Origin of the sequence: Variovorax terrae, assembly GCF_022809125.1 — a bacterium.
Classification (GTDB): Bacteria; Pseudomonadota; Gammaproteobacteria; order Burkholderiales; family Burkholderiaceae_C; genus Variovorax_A; species Variovorax_A terrae.
This window is the reverse complement of the sequence record NZ_JALGBI010000001.1, coordinates 2,238,202-2,262,394: the sequence shown is the minus strand read 5'-3', so window position 1 is coordinate 2,262,394 and position 24,193 is coordinate 2,238,202. Positions and strand designations below refer to the sequence as shown.

The window sequence follows — 24,193 nt, the reverse complement described above, 5'->3', positions numbered from 1 at the left end:
AGAATCACCATGCACGACATCCTCGATCAACTGGAAAAAAAGCGCGCCGCAGCACGCCTGGGCGGCGGCCAGAAGCGCATCGACGCCCAGCACGTCAAGGGCAAGCTCACCGCGCGCGAGCGGCTGGAGCTGCTGCTCGATGAAGGCACGTTCGAAGAGTGGGACATGTTCGTCGAGCACCGCTCGGTGGACTTCGGCATGGCCGATCACAAGATCCCCGGCGACGGCGTGGTCACCGGCTACGGCATGATCAACGGCCGCCTGGTGTTTGTGTTCAGCCAGGACTTCACGGTCTTCGGCGGCGCCTTGAGCGAAGCCCATGCCGAGAAGATCTGCAAGGTGATGGACCAGGCCATGAAGGTGGGTGCGCCGGTCATTGGCCTGAACGACTCGGGCGGTGCACGCATCCAGGAGGGCGTGGCGTCGCTGGGCGGCTACGCCGACGTGTTCCAGCGCAACGTGATGGCCTCGGGCGTGGTGCCGCAGATCAGCATGATCATGGGCCCCTGCGCGGGCGGCGCGGTGTACTCGCCGGCCATGACCGACTTCATCTTCATGGTGAAAGACAGCTCCTACATGTTCGTGACCGGCCCCGAGGTGGTGAAGACCGTCACGCACGAGGAGGTCACGGCCGAGGAACTGGGCGGCGGCATTACCCACACCACGCGCAGCGGCGTGGCCGACCTCGCGTTCGAGAACGACGTGGAGGCGCTGCTGATGCTGCGCCGCCTCTACAACTACCTGCCGCTGAACAACCGCGAGAAGCCGCCGGTGCGCCCCAGCAACGACCCGGCCGACCGCATGGACCTGTCGCTGGACACCCTGGTGCCCGACAACCCGAACAAGCCCTACGACATGAAGGAACTGATCGCCAAGACGGTGGACGACGGCGACTTCTTCGAGCTGCAGCCCGAGTACGCCAAGAACATCCTCATCGGCTTCGGCCGCATGGAGGGGCAGACCGTGGGCATCGTGGCCAACCAGCCGCTGGTGCTGGCGGGCTGCCTGGACATCAAGAGTTCGATCAAGGCCGCGCGCTTCGTGCGCTTCTGCGATGCCTTCAACATCCCGGTCGTCACCTTCGTCGACGTGCCCGGCTTCATGCCCGGTACCTCGCAGGAGTACGGCGGCATCATCAAGCACGGCGCCAAGCTGCTCTATGCCTACGCCGAGTGCACCGTGCCCAAGATCACCGTCATCACGCGCAAGGCCTACGGCGGCGCCTACGACGTGATGAGTTCCAAGCACCTCAGAGGCGACGTCAACTTCGCCTGGCCCAACGCCGAGATCGCCGTGATGGGCGCCAAGGGCGCGGTGGAGATCATCTTCCGTGAGGACAAGGGCGACCCGGCCAAGCTGGCCGCGAAGGAGGCCGAATACAAGGCCCGCTTCGCCAACCCCTTCGTGGCCGGGGCGCGCGGCTTCATCGACGACGTGATCCTGCCGCACGAAACGCGCAAGCGCATCTGCCGCTCGCTGGTGATGCTGCGGGACAAGAAGCTTGAGAACCCGTGGCGCAAGCACGGCAACATCCCTCTCTGATCTGCCAGGAACCACCCCACAGCCAAAGGAGGCATCCATGTCCCTCAGCCTTTACTACCATCCCTATTCCCGAGCGGCGGGTACGCTCTGGGCCCTGGAAGAAGCGGAGGTCGCCTACGACCTGCGGGTGATCGACATCATGAAGGGCGAGCAGAAGGGCTCCGAGCTGGTGGCGAAGAACCCGATGGGCAAGCTGCCTACCCTGGTCGACGGCGACGTGGTCGTGACCGAAGCTTCCGCCATCGCGCTCTACCTTGCCGACCGCTACGCGCCTGGCCGGCTGGCACCGGCGCTCGACGACCCCAGGCGCGGCGCCTACCTGCGCTGGTCGTTCTTCGCTCCGAGCGTGATCGAGCCTGCCGTGATGGCCAAGCATTCCGGATGGGCGGTCAAGGAGGTCGCTGCGGGGTGGGGCAGCTTCGCTTCGATGATCGCTGCCGCCGAAAGCGCCATTGCCGGCAAGCCGTTCGTACTGGGCGAGGCGTTCTCGATGGCCGACGTGGTGCTGGGCGGCACGCTGCGGTTCATGATGGACTTCAAGCAGATCGATCCCGTGCCGCTGTTCAAGGACTACGTGGATCGGCTGAAAGTACGCCCGGCCTATCAGCGCGCCGAAGCGCGCAACCTGGCCATGCGCAGCGAACTGGGGCTGCAGTAAGCCACGCCCTCCTTACAGATTACAACGACAACGGAGCAGAAGTTGTTCACCAAAATCCTGATTGCCAACCGCGGCGAAATCGCCTGCCGCGTCATCAAGACGGCCCGCAAGATGGGCATCCAGACGGTGGCGGTGTATTCGGATGCCGACCGCGATGCCCGCCACGTGGAGCTGGCCGATGAGGCCGTGCACATCGGCGCCGCGCCCAGCCGCGAAAGCTACCTGCAGGCCGACAAGATCATCGCCGCCGCCAAGCAGACCGGCGCCCAGGCCGTGCACCCCGGCTATGGCTTCCTGAGCGAGAACGCGGGTTTTGCCAAGCGGCTGGAGGAAGAGGGCATCGTCTTCATCGGCCCCAAGCACTATTCGATCGCGGCCATGGGCGACAAGATCGAATCCAAGAAGCTCGCCGGCGCGGCCAAGGTCAATACCATTCCCGGCTACAACGACGCGATCGGCACCGCCGAGCAGGCCGTCGAGATCGCCAAGGGCATCGGCTACCCGGTGATGATCAAGGCCAGCGCCGGCGGCGGCGGCAAGGGCCTGCGCGTGGCCTTCAACGACAAGGAAGCGTTCGAAGGCTTTACCTCCTGCCGCAACGAGGCGCGCAACAGCTTCGGCGACGACCGGGTGTTCATCGAGAAATTCGTCGAGGAGCCGCGCCACATCGAGATCCAGGTGCTGGGCGATTCGCACGGCAACGTCATCTACTTGAACGAGCGCGAGTGCTCGATCCAGCGCCGCCACCAGAAGGTGATCGAGGAAGCGCCGTCCCCCTTCATCAGCGACGCCACGCGCCAGGCGATGGGCGAGCAGGCCGTGCAACTGGCCAAGGCCGTGAAGTACCAGAGCGCCGGCACGGTGGAGTTCGTGGTCGGCAAGGACCAGAGCTTCTACTTCCTGGAGATGAACACGCGGCTGCAGGTGGAGCACCCGGTCACCGAGTGCATCACGGGCCTGGACCTGGTGGAACTGATGATCCGCGTGGCGGCCGGCGAGCAACTGCCGTTGGCGCAAGCCGATGTGAAGCGCGAGGGCTGGGCGATCGAGTGCCGCATCAACGCCGAGGATCCGTTCCGCAACTTCCTGCCGAGCACGGGCCGCCTTGTGAAGTTCCAGCCACCTCGGGAAACCATGTTCGCGTCCGACACGCAGCACCTGCATGGCGTGCGGGTGGACACCGGCGTGCAGGACGGCGGCGAAATCCCGATGTACTACGACTCGATGATCGCCAAGCTCATCGTGCACGGCAAGGACCGTGCCGAGGCCATCGCCAAGATGCGCGAGGCGCTCAACGGCTTCGTGATCCGCGGCATCAGCAGCAACATCCCGTTCCAGGCCGCGCTGCTGGCGCACCCGAAGTTCGTGGCGGGCGATTTCAACACTGGCTTCATCGCCGAGCACTATGCCAAGGGCTTTCACGCCGAAGACGTGCCGCACCAGGACCCGGATTTCCTGGTGGCGCTGGCGGCCTACGTGCATCGCCGCACGCTCGACCGCGCGGCCGGCATCAGCGGCCAGTTGCCGGGGCACGGCATCACCGTGGGCGAAGCGTTCGTGGCCGTGGCGCTGGGCGCGGGCGCGCAGCGCACGCCGCACCATGTGCTGGTCACGGATTTTCAGGCCCAATCGGGCTCAAGTGCTGTCCAGGTGGGTGCCAAGCGCTATGAAATCTGTAGCGCCTGGCATCTGGGCGGAGCGCGCATCCGCGGCACGGTGAACGGCCAGCCTTTCACCGCGCAGATCGAGCGCGGCATCCGCGGCAATCCGCTGGCCACCCGCATCGCCCACAACGGCACCCAGCTCGACACGCTGGTGCTGTCGCCGCGCGCGGCCGAGCTGCATGCGCTGATGCCCTACAAGGCGCCGCCCGACATGAGCCGCTTCGTGCTTTCGCCCATGCCTGGCCTGCTGGTCGAGGTGGCGGTGCAGCCCGGCCAGAAGGTGCAGGCCGGCGAGCGCGTGGCCGTGATCGAGGCCATGAAGATGGAGAACGTGCTGTTTGCCGTGGCCGATGGCGTGGTCGGCAAGGTGCTGGCGGCCAAGGGCGAGTCGCTGGCGGTGGATCAGCCGATCGTGGAGTTCGCGTGATGGCACAGGACCTGCCGACGGCGCAGCCCGTTCGCCTGCGCCGGCCCGCGCCGCAGGCGAAGGCGAAGGCGAAGGCGAAGGCGAAGGCGAAGGCGAAGGCGAAGGCGCCGCTGCGCTGGAGTGTGGCAGCGGTGCAGGCCTTGCTGGAGCTGCCGCTGCTGGACCTGCTGAACCGGGCCCAGGCCGTGCACCGCGCGCACTGGCCCGAGGGCGATATCGAGCTCGCGACCCTGCTGTCGGTCAAGACTGGTGGCTGCCCCGAGAACTGCGGCTATTGCCCGCAGTCGGTGGAGTTCGACACCGGCGTCAAGGCGCAGAAACTCATGGAGGTGGACGAGGTCGTTCGCGCGGCCCGGGCCGCCAGGGACGCGGGCGCCACGCGCTTTTGCATGGGGGCCGCCTGGCGCGCGCCCAAGGACCGCGATGTGGAGAAGGTGGCCGAACTGGTGGAGGCCGTCAAGGGCCTGGGCCTGCAGACCTGCGCCACGCTGGGCATGCTGGAGCCGCACCAGGCCCAGGCGCTCAAGACCGCGGGCCTGGACTACTACAACCACAACCTCGACACCGCGCCCGAGTACTACGGCGACATCGTCGATACCCGCAGCTACCAGGACCGGCTCGACACCCTGCAGAACGTGCGCGCCGCCGGCATCAGCGTGTGCTGCGGCGGCATCGTGGGCATGGGCGAAGCGCCCGTGCACCGTGCGGGGCTGATCGCGCAACTGGCCAATCTGGACCCCTATCCCGAGTCGGTGCCGATCAACAGCCTGGTGCGCGTGCCCGGCACGCCGCTGGCCGACAGCGAACCCATCGACCCGCTGGATTTCGTCCGCATGATCGCGGTGGCGCGCATCACCATGCCGCGCGCCCGCGTGCGCCTGTCGGCCGGGCGCCAGCAGCTCGGCGAGGCAGTGCAGGCGCTGTGCTTTCTGGCCGGTGCCAACTCGATCTTCTATGGCGACAAACTGCTGGTCACCGGCAACCCCGATGTCGAGGCCGACCGGCAACTGCTGGCCAAGCTCGGACTGAAGACGCGCCAGGCAGCGGCGCAAGGAGCACAGGCATGAGCCGTCCATTCAAGGTGCTGGGCATCCAGCAGATCGCCATCGGTGGCACCGACAAAGGCCGGTTGCAGAAGCTCTGGGTCGAGATGCTGGGCCTGCAGGTGACGGGCACGTTCAAGAGCGAGCGCGAGAACGTGGACGAGGACATCTGCGCCATCGGCAGCGGGCCATTCAAGGTGGAGGTCGACCTGATGCAGCCGCTCGATCCCGACAAGAAGCCCGCAGTGCACGCCACGCCGCTCAACCATGTGGGCCTGTGGATCGACGACCTGCCCCGGGCCGTGGAATGGCTCACCGCGCAGGGCGTGCGCTTTGCACCCGGCGGCATCCGCAAGGGCGCGGCGGGATTCGACATCTGCTTTCTGCACCCCAGGAGCAACGACGAGTTTCCGATTGCGGGCGAGGGCGTGCTGATCGAGCTGGTGCAGGCGCCGGTAGAGGTGATCGCCGCGCTGGGGTAGGCGAGCCGCCGCGCCCTGCGCGGCCAACCTGTGTTTGGCGGAAACGGGTCTTGCGCGCACAATGGCCCGATCATGTCCGATCTACCGCCACTCTCCGTCAGCCAGATCATCGTCCAGGTCTGTCTGTTCCTGGTTGCCGCCATCGCAATCTTCGGCGGTTCGTTGCAGATGTTCCTGGGCCAGCCGGACACCTCGCCGCGCCTGGACAATGTCCACCGCTTCATGGCGGGTGTCTACCTCTCCACAGGCGTCATCTGCCTCTGGGCGGCCTTCACGGTCAGGCAGCAGGGAGTGCTCGTGTACCTGCTCGCGCTGGGCGTGCTGCTGGCGGGCGTGGGGCGCCTGGTGTCGATCAGCAAAGTGGGGCTGCCCGAACCGGCGGCCGTCTGGCTCGGCTACCTCATTCCGGAGCTGCTCATCCCGTTCATCATGGCGGGAGCCCACTATGCGGGCTCCTGAGCCGAGCCCCGCGGCTTTTCCCCATCACTTCGACTTCCGGTACATCCCCTCGATGGCCTCTGCGTAGTACGCCACGAGGTTGTTCCGCTTGAGCTTGAGCGTGGGCGTCATGAAGGTGTTTTCAATGGTCCAGGGCTCCCGCGTCAAGTACACGGCGCGCGGCACGGCATAGCGCGGGAAGCTGGCGGTCTGGCGCTCGATGCGGGCCAGCGCCGCCTTGTGGACCGCGGGGGCGCTCAGGCTGGCAGGGTCCTGCGGGTCGAGGCCGAGTTCGCCGGCCAGGCGCTTCCATTCGTCGGCCTGGACCACGGCCACGCAGGCGATGAAGGCGCGCTGCTCACCAACCACGAAAACCTGCTCGAACAGCGGGTCGGCAGCGATGGCCAGTTCCAGGTCGCCGGGCGGCACTTTCTCGCCGGTGGAGGTGACGATGATTTCCTTGATGCGGCCCAGGATCCGGATGCGGCCGCCGTCCACCAGTTCGGCCTGGTCGCCGGTGCCGAGCCAGCCGTCGGGTGCCAGCACGCGCGCAGTGTCTTCGTCGCGCTTCCAGTAGCCGCGCATGACGATGGGGCCGTGCACCTGCAGTTCGCGGTTCTCGCCGATGCGCACTTCCACGCCGGGCAGGGCGCGGCCCACGGTGCCGGGGTCGTTGTCATCGAGGCTGTTGACCGACACCACGGGCGTGGTTTCCGTCATGCCGTAGCCCTGCACCAGCGGCAAGCCCAGGCCCAGGAAGCAGCGCGCGATGGCGGGCGACAGCGGGGCGCCGCCGCTCACGGCCACGCGCACGCGGCCGCCGAACTGCGCCAGCAGCGGCGCGGCCACCAGCCGCCGCAGCAGCGCCCAGGGCAGGGCGCGCAGCCAGCCGCCGGCGGGGTCGCTGGCCGGCACGGGCAGGCCCTGTGCGGCGCAGAAGCGGCGCCAGCCCACGTCCTGCGCGGCCTCGAACAGCTTCATCTTGAACGGCGAGGGCGAGAGCGTCTCGATCAGCCTGGCGTGCACGCGCTCGTAGATGCGCGGCACGGAGACCAGCACCGTGGGGCGCACGGTCTTCAGGTCCTCGGGCAATTGCGGCACCGAGCGCGCGTAGGCCACGCAGCTGCCCGCGGCCATGGGCAGGTAGTAGCCGCCCGTGCGCTCGAAGGTGTGCGACAGCGGCAGGAACGACAGGAACACGTCCTCCTGCACCGGCGTGATGCGGCCCAGGATGGCCTTGACGTCGGCCACCACGTTGCCATGCGTGAGCATCACGCCCTTGGGGCGGCCGGTGGTGCCGCTGGTGTAGACGATGGCGGCCAGGTCGCCGGCCGCCGGCTCGGGCGGCAGCGCCACCTCGCCGGTGCCGCGCGCGAGCCAGTCGGCCAGGTGCAGCACGGGCACGCTGCTGTCCATGGCGGCTGGTGGCGCCACGGCGGCATCGGTCACCACCACGGCCTGCAGGTGCGGGAAGGCGGTGCCGACGGCGCGGATCTGCTCCCACTGGGCGGCCTGCGACACCATCAGCAGCGAGACCTCGGCATCGGCCAGGATGTAGGCGATGCTGCCGGGATTGTCGATGGCGTGCAACGGCACCGGCACGCAGCCGGTGGCCAGGGCCGCCTGGTCGATGCTCATGGCGTCCAGGCCATTGGGCAGCAGCACCGCGATGTGGGCCTGCGCGGGCAGTTGGCTGGCCGCGATGGCGCGGCTCCAGTGCGCAATGCGCTCGCGGGCCTGGGCCCAGCTCAGGCTGGCCCAGCGGCCGCTGGCGGCATCGAACTGGCGGTAGGCCTCGGCGTCCGGGCTTTGGCCGGCGCGCAAAGCCAGCAATTGGGGCAATGTCTGCACATCGCGCAGATCGGTCAGGGAGGAGGTCATGTCAACAACAGCGAGGGTCTTGGGCAGGCGGGCGGGCACGCGGCCCGGGTCGGCACCAGGATGATATCGGCTGGCCCGGCGGGTCTCGGGGTTCACCCGGGGGTGCCTGGCGCGGCACGGGCGTAGACTGATCTTGCGGCAGGGTCTGCGTGCACTGCCGCTCACGGTGTGAACAAGCCCAGGAGACCCGCTTGCAGCCAACCGATATAGCCAATCCAGCCTATTTCCACAAGGTCGTCGATTGCCAATGGGCCTGCCCGGCCCACACCCCCGTCCCCGAATACATCCGCCTGATCGCGCAGGGCCGCTACAGCGATGCCTACATGGTCAACTGGGTGTCCAACGTGTTCCCCGGCATCCTGGGGCGCACCTGCGACCGGCCCTGCGAGCCGGCTTGCCGGCGCGGGCGGGTGGAGGAGGCGAACGCGGCCACGCCCGAGCCGGTGGCGATCTGCCGGCTCAAACGGGTGGCCGCCGACCACAAGGACGACGTGCGTGACCGCATGCCGATCCCGCTGGCGCCCGATGTGCGCCGCAAGGGCAAGCGCATCGCCTGCATCGGCGCCGGGCCGGCCTCGCTCACGGTGGCGCGCGACCTGGCGCCGCTGGGCTACCAGGTCACGGTGTTCGACGGCGAGGCCAAGGCCGGCGGCTTCATCCGCACGCAGATTCCGCGCTTTCGGCTGCCCGAGTCGGTGATCGACGAGGAAACCGGCTACGTGCTCAGCCTGGGCGTGGAGTTCCGCAGCGGCCGGCGCATCGACTCCATGCAGGCGCTGCTCGCCGAAGGCTATGACGCCGTGTTCGTCGGCTGCGGTGCGCCGCGCGGGCGCGACCTGGAGCTGCCCGGGCGCGCGGAGGCCAAGGAGCACATCCACATCGGCATCGACTGGCTGGCCTCGGTGTCGTTCGGCCACGTCGAGCGCATTGGCAAGCGCGTCATCGTGCTGGGTGGCGGCAATACGGCGATGGACTGCTGCCGTTCCGCGCGCCGCCTCGGTGGCGAGGACGTGAAGGTGATCGTGCGCAGCGGCTTCGAGGAAATGAAGGCGTCGCCCTGGGAGAAGGAGGATGCGATGCACGAAGGCATCCCGATCATCAACTTCCACGTGCCCAAGGCCTTCGTGCACGAGGGCGGCCGGCTCACCGGCATGACGTTCGAGGTGGTGAAGGCGGTGCGCGACGAGAAGGGCCGGCGCCAGTTGGTGCCCACGGGCGAGCCCGAGGCCTTCTTTGCCTGTGACGAGGTGCTGATCGCCGTGGGCCAGGAGAACGCCTTCCCCTGGATCGAGCGCTCCTCGGGCATCGTGTTCGACGAATGGGGCCTGCCGGAACTCGACAAGCAGACCTTCCAGTCCACGCTGAAGCACGTGTTCTTCGGCGGCGACGCGGCCTTCGGCCCGAAGAACATCATCACTGCCGTGGCGCACGGCCACGAGGCGGCGGTGTCGATCGACCGCTTCCTGCATGGCGAAGATGTGCGCCAGCGCCCCGCGCCGCACGTGAACCTGATGTCGCAGAAGATGGGCATCCACGAGTGGAGCTACGACAACGCCGTCTCGGGCGACGCGCGCTTCAAGGTGCCATGGGCCAAGGCCGAGAAGGCGCTGGCCAGCATCCGCGTGGAGGTGGAACTGGGCTTCGACGCCGCCACCGCCTTCAAGGAGGCCGAGCGCTGCCTGAACTGCGACGTGCAGACCGTGTTCACTGACGGCAGCTGCATCGAGTGCGACGCCTGCATGGACATCTGCCCAATGGACAGCATCACGTTCATCGCCAACGGCGAGGAGGCTCATTTGCGCCAGCGGCTCAAGGCGCCGGCACAGAACGCCACGCAGGACCTCTACGTTTCGGGGCCACTCAAAACCGGCCGCGTCATGGTGAAGGACGAAGACGTCTGCCTGCATTGCGGCCTGTGCGCCGAGCGCTGCCCCACGGGCGCCTGGGACATGCAGAAATACCTGTTCATGAACACCTACGCAGGCCCCGGCGCGCGGGACCAGCAGCTCGGGGCACGGCGTGCGGAGGCACAGGCATGAAGCGCATCGAGTCGGTCAACGATTTCGTCATCAAGTTTGCCAACGTCAACGGTTCGGGCTCGGCCTCGGCCAACGAGCTGTTCGCCAAGGCCATCCTGCGCATGGGCGTACCGGTGAGTCCGCGCAACATCTTTCCGAGCAACATCCAGGGCCTGCCCACCTGGTACGAGGCGCGGGTGAGCGAGAAGGGCTACCTCGGCCGGCGCGGCGGCATCGACATGATGGTGGCGATGAACCCGCAGACCTGGGATGCCGACGTGGCCGAGGTCGATCCCGGCGGCTACCTGTTCTACGACAGCACCCGGCCGCTGCCGGCCTCGAGCTTCCGCAAGGACCTGCACGTGATCGGCATGCCGCTCACGGCGATCTGCAACGCCACCTACGAGGATGCGCGCCAGCGCCAGCTGTTCAAGAACATCCTGTACGTGGGCGCCTTGTCGATGCTGCTGAACATGGATGCGAAGGTGATCGAGACGCTGTTCTCCGAGCAGTACCGCGGCAAGGAGCGGCTGCTGGAGTCCAACGTGCGCGCGCTGCACGCCGGGCGCGAGTTCGCGCGCGACCACCTGGACCCGATCGGCCTGCAGGTCCGGGCCTCCTCCAGGCAGGCCGACGAGCGGATCTTCGTGGACGGCAACAGCGCCGCGGCGCTGGGCTGCGTCTATGGCGGCGCCACGGTGGCGGCCTGGTACCCGATCACGCCCTCGTCCTCGGTGGCCGAGGCCTTCCAGAAATACTGCAGCAAGCTGCGGGTGGACCCGTCCACCGGCATGAACCGGTTCGCCATCGTCCAGGCCGAAGACGAGATCGCCTCCATCGGCATGGTGGTGGGCGCGGGCTGGAACGGGGCGCGGGCCTTCACCGCCACCTCGGGGCCGGGCGTGTCGCTGATGACGGAGTTCATCGGCCTGGCCTACTTCGCCGAGATCCCGGTCACCATCATCAACGTGCAGCGCGGCGGGCCATCCACCGGCATGCCTACGCGCACGCAGCAGGCCGACATCCTGTCCTGCGCCTATGCCTCGCATGGCGACACCAAGCATGTGCTGCTGTTTCCCGAGGACCCGAACGAATGCTTCGAGCACGCGGCGGCGGCGCTGGACCTGGCCGACCGGCTGCAGACGCCGGTGTTCCTGATGACCGACCTGGACATCGGCATGAACCAGCGCCTGTGCGAGCCGTTCAAATGGGACGACGCGCGCCAGTACGACCGCGGCAAGGTCATGACTGCTGAGGAACTCGAAGCCGGCAAGGACTTTGGCCGCTACAAGGACGTGGACGGTGACGGCATCCCCTGGCGCACGCTGCCCGGCACGCATCCCACCAAGGGCAGCTATTTCACCCGCGGCACCACGCGCGACCCGTATGCCCGCTACTCCGAGCGCGGGCCGGACTACGTCTACAACGTGCAGCGCTTGCTCAAGAAGTTCCAGACGGCCACCATGCTGGTGCCGCAGCCCGTGCTGCGCAAGGCGGCGCGTGCGACGCGGCTGGGCGTGATCTACTTCGGCTCCACCTCGCCGGCCATGGACGAGGCGCTGGACACGCTGACCGAGGCCGGCATCCACCTGGATGCGCTGCGTCTGCGCGCCTTCCCTTTTCCCGCGAGCGTGGCGCAGTTCCTGGCCGATCACGAGGAAGTGTTCGTGGTCGAGCAGAACCGCGACGCCCAGATGCGCAGCCTGCTCATCAACGAACTCGACGCCGACCCCGCGCGCCTGCTGCGCGTGCTGCATTACGACGGCACGCCCATCACCGCCCGCTTCATCGCCCGGGCCATCACCGAGCATGTGCATGCCGAGGCGAGCGCGCCCAAGCGCAAGGCCAAGGACACCACGAGAGAACAAGCCGCATGACCTACATTGCCAAACCGCAGCTGCATCACCCCACGCTCAAGACCAACCAGGTCGGCTACACCCGGCGCGACTACGAAGGCAAGATCTCCACGCTGTGCGCGGGCTGCGGCCATGATTCGATCTCGGCGGCCATCATCCAGGCCTGCTGGGAGCTGGACATCGAGCCGCACCGCGTGGCCAAGCTCTCGGGCATCGGCTGCAGCTCCAAGACGCCGGACTATTTCCTCGGCGCCTCGCACGGCTTCAACACCGTGCATGGACGCATGCCCTCGGTGTTGACCGGGGCCAACCTGGCCAACCGCGGCCTGCTGTACCTGGGCGTCTCGGGCGACGGCGATTCGGCCTCCATCGGCCTGGGCCAGTTCGCCCACGCCATGCGCCGCGGCGTGCGCATGGTCTACATCGTGGAGAACAACGGCGTCTACGGCCTGACCAAGGGCCAGTTCTCGGCCACGGCCGACCGCGGCAGCAAGAGCAAGAAGGGCGTGCTCAACTCGGACAGCGCGATCGACCTCGTTGGCATGGCTCTTCAACTGGGCGCCACCTATGTGGCGCGCAGCTTCTCGGGCGACAAGGCGCAGCTCGTGCCGCTGATCAAGGGCGCCATCGGCCACGGCGGCGCAGCCTTCATCGACGTCATCAGCCCCTGCGTGGCCTTCAACAACCATGCGGGCAGCACCAAGAGCTACGACTACGTGCGCGAGCACAACGAGGCGGTGAGCCGCATCGACTTCATCACGCCACGCACCGAGATCACCACCGACTACCCCGCGGGCGAGGTGGTGGACGTGCCGCAGCACGACGGCACCGTGCTGCGCCTGCGCAAACTGCACGAGGGCTACGACCCGACCGACCGGCTGGCCGCGATGAACCATGTGCAGTTGCACCAGGCCCGCGGCGAGGTGGTGACGGGCCTGCTCTACCTGGACCCGGAGGCCAGCGACCTGCACCAGGCCCTGAACACCAGCGCCACGCCGCTCAATGCGCTGGGCCGCGAGCAGCTGTGTCCCGGCGCCGCCATGCTGGACAAGCTCAACGCGAGCCTGCGCTGAACGAAAGTGCCGGACTGTTGATGTCCTGTCAGGCTCCCGTTGGCAGCAGTTCCAGCACCTTCTCGGGCGGGCGGCACAGGCGGGCACCGCGCGGCGTGACCACGATGGGGCGGTTCAGCAGCACCGGATGCCGGACGATGGCGTCGATGAGCTGCGTTTCGCTCAAGACAGGGTCGTCCAGGCCGAGCTCCTGATAAAGGGCTTCCTTGCTGCGCAGCAGCTCGCGCACCGGTAAGCCCAGCGCCGTCACCAGGGCTCGCAGCTGACTGGCGTCCAGCGGTATGGCCAGGTAGTCCACGATGCGCGGCTCGATGCCATGTTCGCGCAGCAGCGCCAGGGCGCCACGCGAGTTGCCGCAGCGCGGGTTGTGGTAGATCGTGGCCTCGATGGACGGGCTCATGATGCGCGTGCCGATGGCTGGCCAGCTCAGAGCCCGGCTTCGAGCTCGGGCATCGCCAAGCGTGCCTTGGTCAGGGCCATGCCCAGATTGGCGGTGCGGCGGCACACGAACACGGCCACGTACTCGGGGTGGACCTTGCCGCGCAGGAACACGTGGATCAGGTTGTCGCTGTTGACGATGATTTCCTGGAAATAGTGGTGGCCGTCGTCCTGCAAGCCTCGCGCTTTCTTGAACATGCGTTCGATCATCGAGACGTTGGGGCCGTTGAACAGGTCGGCCGTGGCTGCCGCCACCAGGTCGATGACTTCGCGCGGGTGCGAGTCCACGGTCTTGATGGCCAGCAGCATGCCGGAGGCGGCATCCACGTAGCCGGCGGCCACGCATTCGGGGACGGTGGAGGCGAGTTTGTTCAGCAGAGCGTCGAGATTCATGGAGAAGATTTCCTTGTGGTCGTGGGGGGAAAAGGGTGAAAGGTGTCAGATGATCTTGCGCAGGATTGCATCCTCGTACTGCTGCAGGAAAACCTCCTGCTCGGCGCTCTGTACGTATTGCGGGTCGATCAGGCGCACGCGGCGCAGCGCCTCGGCGGCGGTCAGCCCTTCGCGCACCAGCCACGAGGCGAGCACCGTGCCGGTTCGGCCAATGCCGGCCAGGCAGTGCACGGCCAGTACCTCGCCCCGGCGCAGCAATTGGTCCATGCGCAGCAGCAGCATCTGGATCTGGGCCACGCTGGGCGGTTCGCGGTCGCGTACCGGCAGGTGCAGGTTGTTCAGGCCCTGGCGCTGCAGGGCGTCCTGGGGCAGGTCGTGCTCGGTCAGCGTGATGAGGCGGGTGATGCCGCAGCGGCGCAACGCCTCCAGGTCGCGGTCGATGTCCTGCACCACGCCCGGCAGCGGTGTGCCGGCCAGCCGGCCCGGCACCAGCCAGTGGAAGCCGCGCGGGCCGCGGCTGGCGGGCACCGCGTCCGGCTGTCCCTGCAGCGGTAGCTGGGTTGCTGGAGCCTGTTGCTGCGCCAGCGCCCGTTGGGCGGCGGCCGGCAGAGGCGGGGGCACGGGCGCGTCGTCGGCCAGGCTGGCCGGGTCGGCGCCGGGGGCAGGCAGCGCGCAGCTACCGGTGCGCACGAACTGGCGGCCGGCGTCTGACTGCGGTGCCACCAGGAAGTCCTCCATGCCGCCGGCCTCCTGGATGCGGCCGCCGGCCAGCAGCAGCATGTGCTGCGCTGCCCGCCGGGCCTGGCGCTGGTTGTGCACCACGAGCAGCAGGGCCGAGGTGTGGGCGATGCGCTGCAGCAGGTCGATCAGCAGGTGGGCGTCGTGTTCGTCCAGGTCGGCCGTGGGCTCGTCCACCATGAGCAGTGCCGGCTCGGCCGCAGCCTCGCGCAGGATGGCGACGGCGCGCTGCTGCACGGTGGGCAGCTCCAGCGTCGGCTGATCCAGGTGGTCGGCCAGCTCGGGCAGGCCCATGGCCGTGACGTAGTCGGCGCACCAGTCGCGCAGCGCGGCCGGACCCAGGGCCAGGCGCGGCCGGGCCAGCTCGGCCACTGCCTGCAACGTCGACGCCATCATGAGGCGGGCGTTCTGTTTCACCAGCGCGGGCCGGTGGCTGTCAGACAGAGGTCGGCCCAGGTACTCGATCTGGCCCCAGGCGGTGAAGCGGGGGTTGCCGTCGTTCAGCCCGGCGAGCGAGCGCAGCAGCGTGGATTTGCCGGTGCCGGCGGGGCCCAGCAGCGCGGTGACGGCCTGGGCGCGCAGCGCGAAATCGAGTTCGGCCAGGATGACCTTGTCGCCGAACGCCACCCCATATCCCTCGGCGTGCAGGCAGTGCTGATGCTGCATCGATGCTCCCTCTTTCCTTGTCTCTGTTGTGTTTTGGACCGGTCGCCAGGAGCGTGTCGTGCTCGCGGGCGCCTTGATCCTTCTCAGGAAAGTGAGGGATTCTAGGGTGTGTGTACTAGGGATTACCCTTGTTCATTTTTGCCCCAGGAAATGCTTCGGATACTGATGTGGTTTCAGTCTGGTGTCAGAAATGGCTGATACCGGCGCCATCGCGCTGGCCGCTATGCGTTGCGCCGGGCCTTGGCCCGTGCCAGCGCGGCCTCGATGACGGCACGCTTGCGGGCCAGTTCGGCGGCATCGCCGCTTTGGGTGTGGGCCGGCAGGTCTGCCAGCTTGGCTTGGGCCTTGGTTTCGAGCCTTTTCTCGTTATCGTCCACGTCCCGCCGTGCTTTGATGCTATGGAATTCATAGCGATCGCGGGCCTGGGCGGCCAGTGTGGGTGACCACGCTGCCCAGCCGGTGCGCTCGCCGCTGACGTTCTCCAGGCTGATGCAGTCCACCGGGCAGACCGGGATGCACAGCTCGCAGCCGGTGCAATGCGGCTCGACCACGGTGTGCATGAGCTTGTTGGCGCCGACGATGGCATCGGTCGGGCAGGCCTTGATGCACAGGGTGCAGCCGATGCACCAGGCTTCGTCGATGACGGCCACGGCACGCGGCCCTTCAGTGCCGTTGGCCGGGTTCAGCGGCAGGGCGGGCCGGCCCGTCAGCGCGGCCAGCCGCCCGATGCCCTCGGCGCCGCCGGGCGGGCACTGGTTGAGGGGGGCACCCTCCGCGGCGATGGCTTGCGCGTAGCTCGCGCAGTCCGGGTAGCCGCAGCGCGTGCACTGGGTCTGCGGCAACAGGTCGTTGAGGCGGCGGGCGAGGTCTTGCACCGGCGTGAGTGGGTCAGGCCTTCGCTGCCTTGCGCTTCGCCGCTGGCCGGGCCGGGCTTCGGGCTGCTACTTTTTTGGTAGCAGCCGATGACCGCACCGCCTGGACCTGCGGCTGATTGTGTTCATGAATGAAGGCTTTGACCTGGGGGTAGACCACGTCGCGCCAGCGGCGGCCGCTGAAAATGCCGTAATGGCCCGCGCCCTTGACTTCCAGGTGTTTCTGCAGCGTCTTAGGGATGCCGCTGCACAGGCCGTGCGCCGCTTCGGTCTGGCCGGCGCCCGAGATGTCGTCGAGCTCGCCTTCCACCGTGAAATGCGCCGTGGTGGTGATGTCCTGCGGCCGCACGCGCTCGAGCTGGCCATCCACGCCCCTCACGTCCCAGGTGCCGTGCACCAGCCGGAATTCCTGGAACACGATGCGGATGGTTTCCAGGTAGTAGTCGGCATCCATGTCGAGCACGGCGTTGTACTCGTCGTAGAACTTGCGGTGCGCTTCGGCGCTGGCGTCGTCGCCCTTGAGCAGGTTCTTGAAATAGTCGTAGTGGCTGCTGGCGTGGCGGTCCGGGTTCATGGCCACGAAGCCCGTGTGCTGCAGGAAGCCCGGGTAGACGCGCCGCCCGGCGCCGGGGAAGTTGCTCGGCACGCGGTAGATGACGTTGTTCTCGAACCACTCGAAGCTCTTGTTCATGGCCAGGTTGTTGACGGCCGTGGGCGACTTGCGCGCATCGATCGGGCCGCCCATCATGGTCATGGTCAGCGGCGTGGTCTCGCCACGGCTGGCCATCAGCGATACCGCGGCCAGCACCGGCACGGTGGGCTGGCACACGCTGATCACGTGGCAGTTGCCGTAGACGCCCTGCAGGTGGCGAATGAACTCCTGCACGTAGTTGACGTAGTCGTCCAAGTGGAACTCACCGTCGGCCAGCGGCACTATGCGGGCGTTCTTCCAGTCGGTGATGTAGACCTTGTGGTCCTTCAGCATGGTGCGCACGGTGTCGCGCAGCAGCGTGGCGTAGTGGCCCGACAGCGGCGCCACGATCAGCACCGCGGGCTGGCCCTTGAGCTGGGTCAGCGTTGCCGGGTTGTCGGAGAAGCGCTTGAAGCGGCGCAGCTCGCAAAAGGGCTTGTCGATCTCCACGCGCTCGTGGATGGCCACGTCCACGCCGTCCACGTTGACGGTCTGGAGCCCGAACGCGGGCTTTTCGTAATCCTTGCCCAGCCGGTACAACAGGTCGTAGCTGGCCGAGACGCGCTGCGCGAACGGGTTCTGGCCGAACGGCGAGAGCGGGTTGCTGTAGAGTTTGGCGGCGGCCTGCGCGAAATCGGCGAAGGGCTCCATCAGGGAGCGCTGGGCTTCATAGATCTGGTAGAGCATCGGGGGCCTGTTATCCGGTTATGTTGCGGTGCAATATAGCAGTTGCGGGGCCCGGACGCAGGCAGTGAAAACACCGACACTGGCACAGGTTGGGCCTTTGGAGGCAAGATGAGCACGGGGAACCTTTGCAAACCCCCATCACTCTGTTCTTGATCAGCCTTTTGGTTATATAGCAGAACGATTTCATATGCATCGAAGAACCTTGCTGGCCGCCGCGGGCGGTTCAGCCGCCTCCATGGGAGCTTTCATGACCACGATTGCCGATGCCGCCGCGCTGGATCAACTCAAGTCGCTCAAGAAAACCGAGCGCATGCCCGTGCTGTTCATCGGCCACGGCAGCCCGATGAACGCCATCGAGGACAACGAATTCCGCCAGAGCTGGCAGGCGCTGGGCAAGGAGTTCGGCACGAAATTCCCCCGGCCGCAGCTGATCCTGTGCATTTCGGCACATTGGCTCACGCGCGGCTGGTACCTCACGGGCATGGACAAGCCCAAGACCATCCACGACTTCGGCGGCTTTCCGCAGGAGCTGTTCGACCAGCAGTACCCCGCGCCCGGCGCGCCGGCCGTGGCGCTCGAAATCAGCCAGGGCATCAAGCAGCCGGCCGTGGGCCTGGACAAGCAGGAATGGGGGCTGGACCACGGCACCTGGTCGGTGCTCAAGCCGATGTTTCCCCAGGCCGACATTCCGGTGGTGCAGCTCAGCATGGACTACAACCGTCCGCCGGCCGAGCATTTCGCGCTGGGCCGCCAGCTCAAGGGCCTGCGCGATCGCGGCGTGCTGATCGTGGGCAGCGGCAACATCGTGCACAACCTGCGCGCCACCCAGCGCAGCGCGGCCAGCAACCAGGCCTACGACTGGGCGATCGAGTTCGACAAGACGATCGGCGACTACCTGCAAAAGGGCAACCTGGCGGCGCTGGCCGACTTCCAGAAGCTGGGCCAGGTGGCGCAGCTGGCCCATCCCACCTACGACCACTACCTGCCGCTGCTGCACGCCGCCGGCGCGGTGGACGCCAAGGAAGCGCCGCGCTTCTTCAACAACCTGTTCCAGGCGGCCTCGATCTCGATGCGCTCGGTGGTCTGGGGCTAGGAGCGGCTGGCTATTGCTATCGAAATGATAGCTTCAGAGCACCGCGGGGCCAGGACATCCGCCGCTTTTAATTTGATAATCGGCCGATGACGGGGTTTGGCTCCCTCGCGGCACCGGTTCACTCTGGAGCGCGCGCCGCGCTGGCGTGCTCGTCCCTCCAGCGCCGGCGCGACAGCATCCTGCGGCGCATGGCGAGGCGCGTCATCTTGACCCAGCCAAAGGGCCGGGGGTCGGCCAGCATGCTGATGGCGCGCGCGTAGTCGAGCGTCAGCCCCGGCGTCCAGGCCATGGTGGCGGCGCGCTTGCGGATCTGGGCGGCTACCCAGAGCTCGGGCGTCACCAGGATGCGGAAGAAAGCGCGCCAGCCGCGGTCTTGCCCGTGTACCTGTCCCACCGAGCCTTCGACGGCGGCCTCGAGCGCGCGCGCCACGCTGCTGGAGCAGTTGCGGTGCGTGAGGTTGTAGGTCGCATCCTGCCGGTAGCCGTCCCAGAACAGGCGCAGCCGGGCCGGGTTGTAGTTGCGGATGCGCACCTTGGTGGTGGATTCGCACCACGCCCTGGCCTCGGTCGCGTAGTCGGGCTGGAAGAGGCCCGGCACGTCGTTGTCCCGCGTAGCGCGCAGCACCCGGCCCAGTTCGCTGGGAGAGCGGTCGATCTCCACGCCGGGGTAGAGGCTGATGTAGATGCCCTCGGGCGACTCCAGCGCGGCATGGCCGGTGGAGATGACGCCGTTGACGTCGACGGCCGCGATGTAGCGGTCGACGATGGGCGCGCGCTGCACCGGCGCCTTCGAGGTGCCGACGGGCGTCCACACATGCACCGTCAGCGCCTTCTCGCCTGCGGCGGGCGGGCCGTCCCACTCGAGAGGCGCTTCGGGGCCGGACGGCTGGTTGGTCGGGGTGGCCGCCCGGGAGGCAGAGCCGAAGCCCGGGTTGTGGGTCAGCGTGCGGGTGCGCAGGGCGACCAGGATGATGCTCCAGCCGCCGAACACCAGGGCCAGGCCCACGCAATAGGCGACGGTGCCCACGTAGTGCGTGGGGTAGGGCTGGTAGAAGAAGATCGCCACGCCGATCTCGATCAGGCCGCCGGCCATCGCGGCGCGCCAGCGCCGGAAGCGGACCAGGTAGGCCGAGACCGACTGCAGCAGACCGTCGGCCAGGAACAGGGTGCCGAAGATCATCGACAGGATGAAGTTGCCGTGCCGGTAGTCGCCCAGGATCAGCACGGCGGCCCCGGCGAAGGCCAGGCCCTTGATGTAGCGCAGCGCGCGCTGGCCGCCGACGCCGGTCCAGGCCACGGCCAGGGTGGCCAGGCCCTCGGCCAGCAGCAGGTAGGCGAACAGGCCCAGCGGGAAGTACAGCACGCCGTCCAGCGCGTCGATCAGGACGAAGACGCCGGCCAGCGCGCTCAGGCAGCCGGCCACCATGAGGCTGCGCCAGCGCTGGCGCAGGTAGTCGACGCCCAGCAGAATCATGATCAGTCGTGCCACAGTGGATCCCAGCGGCGCGAGGGCGCCTGATGAAGTGGCGAAAGTATAAAAGCCCCGAGTGGGGCCGCGCGGGCGTCAGGCGCGCGTTTCGAGCCAGCCCCAGCGGGCCCGGTAGCTCGCCACCTTCCGCGTGAACAGGGTGCGGTGGTCGCACAGGGGGTTGGGGCGCAGGATGCCCTGGTACAGCTCGTCCAGCCCGTTCGGGGCATAGAGCACCGGCTCGGCGCCGCAGGCTTGCAGGCCGACGCAGGTGCAGCGCACCAGGAAGCGGTCGAGCCCGTCCTGCGAGCAGGTCAGCGCCGGGTAGGGGAAGCCGAAATAGTCTGGATACCACGTATGCACGCGGGCCTGGTTCTTGATTTCGACCGTGATGCCGAGGTCGGCGCAGCAGGCCTCGACCCGGGCCTGCACCGCCATTTCGGCCTGCGCCGACAGGTCGCTTGCATCGAAATAGAACAGGTCGTAGTCCTTGATCCCCGCTATGGGCGGGCGGCCCGAGCGGAGGTTCCAGACGGTCTGGAACAGGCAGCCTGCGACCAGCCAGGCGTCCGGCAGCTTCAGGCCGGGCAGGCGCTCCAGGATGGCCCGGTTGTGCGGGTTCTGCAGCGCGTCCTGCGTGAAGGTCTCGGCGCTGGCGGGCGCCAGGTTCAAAGGACCTTGGCGATGGCCGCGCAGACGTAGTCGATGTTCTTGCTGTTGAGCGCGGCCACGCACATGCGGCCGGTGTCGGTGCCGTAGACGCCGAACTCGTTGCGCAGGCGCACCATCTGGTCCTTGGTGAGGCCCGAGTAGCTGAACATGCCGATCTGCGTGGTGATGAAGCCCATGTCTTCCTTCACGCCGGCCGCCTTCAGCTTTTCCACCAGCGCGATGCGCATCTGCTTGATGCGCAGGCGCATGTCGCCGAGCTCCTTCTCCCACAGCGCGCGCAGCTCGGGCGTGTTGAGCACGGTGGCCACCACGGTGCCACCATGGATGGGCGGGTTGCTGTAGTTGGTGCGGATCATGATCTTGAGCTGGCTCAGCACGCGGTCGGCTTCTTCCTTGCTGTCGCACAGCACCGAGAGGGCGCCCACGCGCTCGCCGTAGAGGCTGAAGCTCTTGGAGAACGAGGTCGAGACGAAGAAGGTCAGGCCGGCGGCGACGAACTTGCCGATCACGGCGCCGTCCTCGGCGATGCCCTGGCCGAAGCCCTGGTAGGCCATGTCGAGGAAGGGCACGAGCTCCCGCGCCTTGACGGCCGCGATCACCTGGTCCCACTGCTCGGGCGTGATGTCATAGCCCGTGGGGTTGTGGCAGCAGGCGTGCAGCACGACGACGGTGCCGGCCGGCGTGGCCTGCAGGGCCGCCAGCATGCCGTCGAAGTTGACGCCGCGGCTGGCGGCATCGTAGTAGGGGTAGGTTTCCACCGTGAAGCCGGCCTGCGTGAACAGGGCGCGGTGGTTCTCCCAGCTCGGGTCGCTGATCAGCACCTTGGCGGCGGGCTTGAGCTTGCGCAGGAAGTCGGCGCCGACCTTCAGGCCGCCGGTGCCGCCCAGCGCCTGGATGGTGGCCACGCGGCCGGACTTCACCGGCTCGCTGTCGGCGCCGAACACCAGGCCCTTCACCGCCGAGTCGTAGGCGGCGATGCCGTCGATCGGCAGGTAGCCGCGCGCCTTGGGCGCTTCCATCATCTGCTTCTCGGCCGCCTGCACGCATTCGAGCAGCGGCAGCTTGCCGTTGTCGTCGTAGTACACGCCCACGCCCAGGTTGACCTTGTGCGGGTTGGGGTCGGCGGCAAATTGCTCGTTGAGGCCCAGGATGGGGTCGCGCGGCGCCATTTCCACGGCGGTGAAAAGAGACATGAGAAATCCTCGGATGTTGTCGAAATCTGTCAGTAGCGAAGAGGCCGGACCTGTTGTACTCTGCCGGGTTATCCCCAATTTTAAGGGCTGATGCAAAAACCACCCATGCCAGAAGCGATCGAACTCATGCCCGCCAAGCAAAATGGCGAATTCATCAGTTTTCCTGATTCGCCCTTCGAGCTGTTCCAGCCCTATCCCCCCGCCGGCGACCAGCCCACGGCCATCGCCCAGCTGGTCGAGGGCGTGCGCGACGGCGAGGTGTTCCAGACCCTGCTGGGCGTGACCGGCTCGGGCAAGACCTTCACCATGGCCAACGTGATCGCCCGGCTGGGCCGCCCGGCCATCGTGTTCGCGCCCAACAAGACGCTGGCGGCGCAGCTCTACAGCGAATTCCGCGAGTTCTTCCCCAGGAACGCCGTCGAGTATTTCGTCAGCTACTACGACTACTACCAGCCCGAGGCCTACGTGCCGCAGCGCGATCTGTTCATCGAGAAGGACTCGGCGATCAACGAGCACATCGAGCAGATGCGCCTGTCCTGCACCAAGAGCATCCTGGAGCGGCGCGACGTGGTGATCGTGGCCACCGTCTCGGCGATCTACGGCATCGGCGAGCCCGAGAGCTACCATCGCATGATCATGACGCTGCGCGCTGGCGACAGGATGGGCCAGCGCGACGTGATCGCCCAGCTCATCCGCATGCAGTACCAGCGCAACGACCAGGATTTCTCGCGCGGCAAGTTCCGCGTGCGCGGCGACACCATCGACGTGTTTCCGGCCGAGCACAGCGAACTGGCGGTGCGCATCGAGCTGTTCGACGACGAGATCGAATCGCTGCAGCTCATGGACCCGCTCACGGGCCGCATCCGGCAGAAGATCCCGCGCTTCACCGTCTACCCGTCCAGCCACTACGTGACGCCGCGCGACAAGGTGCTGGCCGCGGTCGAGACCATCAAGGTCGAGCTGGACCAGCGCCTCAAGGAGTTCGTGGACGCGGGCAAGCTGGTCGAGGCCCAGCGGCTGGAGCAACGCACCCGCTTCGACCTGGAGATGCTCAGCGAGGTCGGCCACTGCAAGGGCATCGAGAACTACACCCGCCACCTCTCGGGCGCCGCGCCCGGCGACCCGCCCAGTACGCTGACCGACTACCTGCCCAAGGATTCGCTGATGTTCCTGGACGAGAGCCACCAGATGATGGGCCAGCTCAGCGCCATGTACAACGGCGACCGCGCGCGCAAGACCACGCTGGTGGAGTATGGCTTTCGCCTGCCGTCGGCGCTGGACAACCGGCCGCTCAAGCTCGAGGAGTTCGAGCAGCGCATGCGCCAGGTGGTGTTCGTTTCGGCCACGCCGGCCGACTACGAGAAGACGCACACCGGCCAGGTGGTGGAGCAACTGGTGCGGCCCACCGGCCTGGTGGACCCCGAGGTGGAGGTGCGCCCGGCCACCCACCAGGTGGACGACGTGCTGCAGGAGATCCGCATCCGCGTCGAGAAGCACGAGCGCGTGCTCATCACCACGCTGACCAAGCGCATGGCCGAGCAGCTCACCGACTACCTGAGCGACAACGGCGTCAAGGTGCGCTACCTGCACAGCGACGTGGACACGGTCGAGCGCGTGGAAATCCTGCGCGACCTGCGCCTGGGCACCTTCGACGTGCTGGTCGGCATCAACCTGCTGCGCGAAGGGCTGGACATTCCCGAAGTCTCGCTGGTGGCCATCCTCGACGCCGACAAGGAAGGCTTCCTGCGCGCCGAGCGCTCGCTGATCCAGACCATCGGCCGCGCCGCGCGCAACCTCAACGGCCGCGCCATCCTGTATGCCGACCGGATGACGGAGTCGATGAAGAAGGCCATCGGCGAGACCGAGCGCCGCCGCATCAAGCAGGTGGCCTACAACGAGGCCCACGGCATCACGCCGCGCAGCATCGTAAAGCAGGTGCGCGACCTGATCGACGGCGTCTACAGCGAAAAGGCCGGCAAGGAAGCCGAGCGGCTGGAGCTGCAGCGGGCCCAGATCGAGGACATGAGCGAGAAGGACATCGCCAAGGAAATCAAGCGCCTGGAAAAGCAGATGCTCGAACATGCGCGCAACCTCGAGTTCGAGAAGGCCGCCCGCGTGCGCGACCAGCTGGCCCAGCTCAAGCAGCAGGCCTTCGGCGCGCCGGGCGTCGACAACGTGGTGCCTGGCTGAATCGAAGACA

At 67.4% G+C, this 24,193-nt stretch carries 20 protein-coding genes; 11 read left to right on the top strand and 9 right to left on the bottom strand.

Going from position 1 to position 24,193, the window contains the following annotated elements:
• Window positions 1–9: 9 nt before the first annotated feature.
• From MMF98_RS10645 to MMF98_RS10620, 6 genes are all read left to right on the top strand, one after another.
• Window positions 10–1,542 carry an acyl-CoA carboxylase subunit beta gene (locus MMF98_RS10645; protein WP_243306246.1) on the top strand — a complete coding sequence of 511 codons (1,533 nt, stop codon included), beginning with the start codon at window positions 10–12 and terminating at the stop codon, window positions 1,540–1,542.
• A gap of 37 nt (window positions 1,543–1,579) precedes the next feature.
• Window positions 1,580–2,200, top strand: coding sequence for a glutathione S-transferase family protein (locus tag MMF98_RS10640; RefSeq protein WP_243306245.1), 621 nt, complete (start codon window positions 1,580–1,582; stop codon window positions 2,198–2,200).
• Between the two features lie 42 nt (window positions 2,201–2,242).
• On the top strand, window positions 2,243–4,291 hold the full coding sequence (locus MMF98_RS10635; protein ID WP_243306244.1) for an acetyl-CoA carboxylase biotin carboxylase subunit: 2,049 nt from the start codon (window positions 2,243–2,245) through the stop codon (window positions 4,289–4,291).
• Window positions 4,291–5,358 (top strand): biotin synthase BioB, encoded by a 1,068-nt coding sequence (bioB, locus tag MMF98_RS10630; RefSeq protein ID WP_243306243.1) that lies wholly within the window; start codon window positions 4,291–4,293, stop codon window positions 5,356–5,358. Before MMF98_RS10635 ends, bioB begins: the two co-directional genes overlap by 1 nt.
• The gene (locus tag MMF98_RS10625; RefSeq protein ID WP_243306242.1) at window positions 5,355–5,816 is read left to right on the top strand and encodes a VOC family protein; all 462 of its coding nucleotides are present in this window, start codon (window positions 5,355–5,357) and stop codon (window positions 5,814–5,816) included. The genes bioB and MMF98_RS10625 overlap by 4 nt, the downstream gene beginning before the upstream one ends.
• 72 nt (window positions 5,817–5,888) lie before the next feature.
• Window positions 5,889–6,275 (top strand): DUF4345 family protein, encoded by a 387-nt coding sequence (locus tag MMF98_RS10620; RefSeq protein ID WP_243306241.1) that lies wholly within the window; start codon window positions 5,889–5,891, stop codon window positions 6,273–6,275.
• Between the two features lie 24 nt (window positions 6,276–6,299).
• Here MMF98_RS10620 and MMF98_RS10615 read toward each other — a convergent pair whose 3' ends face one another.
• Window positions 6,300–8,135, bottom strand: a complete 1,836-nt coding sequence (locus MMF98_RS10615) for an AMP-dependent synthetase/ligase (RefSeq protein ID WP_243306240.1) — start codon at window positions 8,133–8,135, stop codon at window positions 6,300–6,302.
• 191 nt (window positions 8,136–8,326) lie between these two features.
• Between MMF98_RS10615 and MMF98_RS10610 the strand changes: the two genes are divergently transcribed.
• Genes MMF98_RS10610 through MMF98_RS10600 form a run of 3 tightly spaced genes read left to right on the top strand, consistent with a single transcriptional unit; the run spans window position 8,327 to window position 13,082 of the window.
• A complete protein-coding gene (locus tag MMF98_RS10610) occupies window positions 8,327–10,174 on the top strand; it encodes an FAD-dependent oxidoreductase (protein ID WP_243306239.1) in 1,848 nt (615 codons plus the stop codon).
• Window positions 10,171–12,030 carry a 2-oxoacid:acceptor oxidoreductase subunit alpha gene (locus MMF98_RS10605; protein ID WP_243306238.1) on the top strand — a complete coding sequence of 620 codons (1,860 nt, stop codon included), beginning with the start codon at window positions 10,171–10,173 and terminating at the stop codon, window positions 12,028–12,030. The genes MMF98_RS10610 and MMF98_RS10605 overlap by 4 nt, the downstream gene beginning before the upstream one ends.
• Window positions 12,027–13,082, top strand: a complete 1,056-nt coding sequence (locus tag MMF98_RS10600; protein WP_243306237.1) for a 2-oxoacid:ferredoxin oxidoreductase subunit beta — start codon at window positions 12,027–12,029, stop codon at window positions 13,080–13,082. The genes MMF98_RS10605 and MMF98_RS10600 overlap by 4 nt, the downstream gene beginning before the upstream one ends.
• 28 nt (window positions 13,083–13,110) lie before the next feature.
• Here the strand turns inward: MMF98_RS10600 and arsC are convergent, their stop codons facing one another.
• From arsC to MMF98_RS10575, 5 genes are all read right to left on the bottom strand, one after another.
• Window positions 13,111–13,482 carry an arsenate reductase (glutaredoxin) gene (arsC, locus tag MMF98_RS10595; protein WP_243306236.1) on the bottom strand — a complete coding sequence of 124 codons (372 nt, stop codon included), beginning with the start codon at window positions 13,480–13,482 and terminating at the stop codon, window positions 13,111–13,113.
• A 26-nt stretch (window positions 13,483–13,508) separates the two neighbouring features.
• The gene (locus MMF98_RS10590; RefSeq protein ID WP_243306235.1) at window positions 13,509–13,913 is read right to left on the bottom strand and encodes a roadblock/LC7 domain-containing protein; all 405 of its coding nucleotides are present in this window, start codon (window positions 13,911–13,913) and stop codon (window positions 13,509–13,511) included.
• A 45-nt stretch (window positions 13,914–13,958) separates the two neighbouring features.
• Window positions 13,959–15,317: a phosphatase domain-containing protein gene (locus MMF98_RS10585; RefSeq protein ID WP_243306234.1), complete on the bottom strand. Its 1,359-nt coding sequence runs from the start codon at window positions 15,315–15,317 to the stop codon at window positions 13,959–13,961.
• A 221-nt stretch (window positions 15,318–15,538) separates the two neighbouring features.
• On the bottom strand, window positions 15,539–16,192 hold the full coding sequence (gene rsxB / locus MMF98_RS10580) for an electron transport complex subunit RsxB (protein WP_243306233.1): 654 nt from the start codon (window positions 16,190–16,192) through the stop codon (window positions 15,539–15,541).
• A 13-nt stretch (window positions 16,193–16,205) separates the two neighbouring features.
• Window positions 16,206–17,567, bottom strand: a complete 1,362-nt coding sequence (locus tag MMF98_RS10575; RefSeq protein ID WP_243306232.1) for a polyhydroxyalkanoate depolymerase — start codon at window positions 17,565–17,567, stop codon at window positions 16,206–16,208.
• A 247-nt stretch (window positions 17,568–17,814) separates the two neighbouring features.
• Between MMF98_RS10575 and ygiD the strand changes: the two genes are divergently transcribed.
• Window positions 17,815–18,660 (top strand): 4,5-DOPA-extradiol-dioxygenase, encoded by an 846-nt coding sequence (gene ygiD / locus MMF98_RS10570; RefSeq protein WP_243306231.1) that lies wholly within the window; start codon window positions 17,815–17,817, stop codon window positions 18,658–18,660.
• A gap of 118 nt (window positions 18,661–18,778) precedes the next feature.
• Here the strand turns inward: ygiD and MMF98_RS10565 are convergent, their stop codons facing one another.
• The 3 genes from MMF98_RS10565 to MMF98_RS10555 all read right to left on the bottom strand — a co-directional run bounded on the left by MMF98_RS10565 (window position 18,779) and on the right by MMF98_RS10555 (window position 21,993).
• Window positions 18,779–20,149 carry an HdeD family acid-resistance protein gene (locus tag MMF98_RS10565; RefSeq protein WP_243306230.1) on the bottom strand — a complete coding sequence of 457 codons (1,371 nt, stop codon included), beginning with the start codon at window positions 20,147–20,149 and terminating at the stop codon, window positions 18,779–18,781.
• Window positions 20,150–20,224: 75 nt separating this feature from the next.
• Entirely contained in the window at window positions 20,225–20,800 is a 576-nt protein-coding gene (locus MMF98_RS10560) for a nucleotidyltransferase family protein (RefSeq protein WP_243306229.1), read from the bottom strand.
• Window positions 20,797–21,993, bottom strand: coding sequence for an amino acid aminotransferase (locus tag MMF98_RS10555; protein ID WP_243306228.1), 1,197 nt, complete (start codon window positions 21,991–21,993; stop codon window positions 20,797–20,799). The genes MMF98_RS10560 and MMF98_RS10555 overlap by 4 nt, the downstream gene beginning before the upstream one ends.
• A gap of 105 nt (window positions 21,994–22,098) precedes the next feature.
• On the opposite strand from MMF98_RS10555, the gene uvrB reads away from it, so the two are divergent.
• Window positions 22,099–24,183, top strand: a complete 2,085-nt coding sequence (uvrB, locus tag MMF98_RS10550) for an excinuclease ABC subunit UvrB (RefSeq protein WP_279343558.1) — start codon at window positions 22,099–22,101, stop codon at window positions 24,181–24,183.
• Window positions 24,184–24,193: the final 10 nt, after the last annotated feature.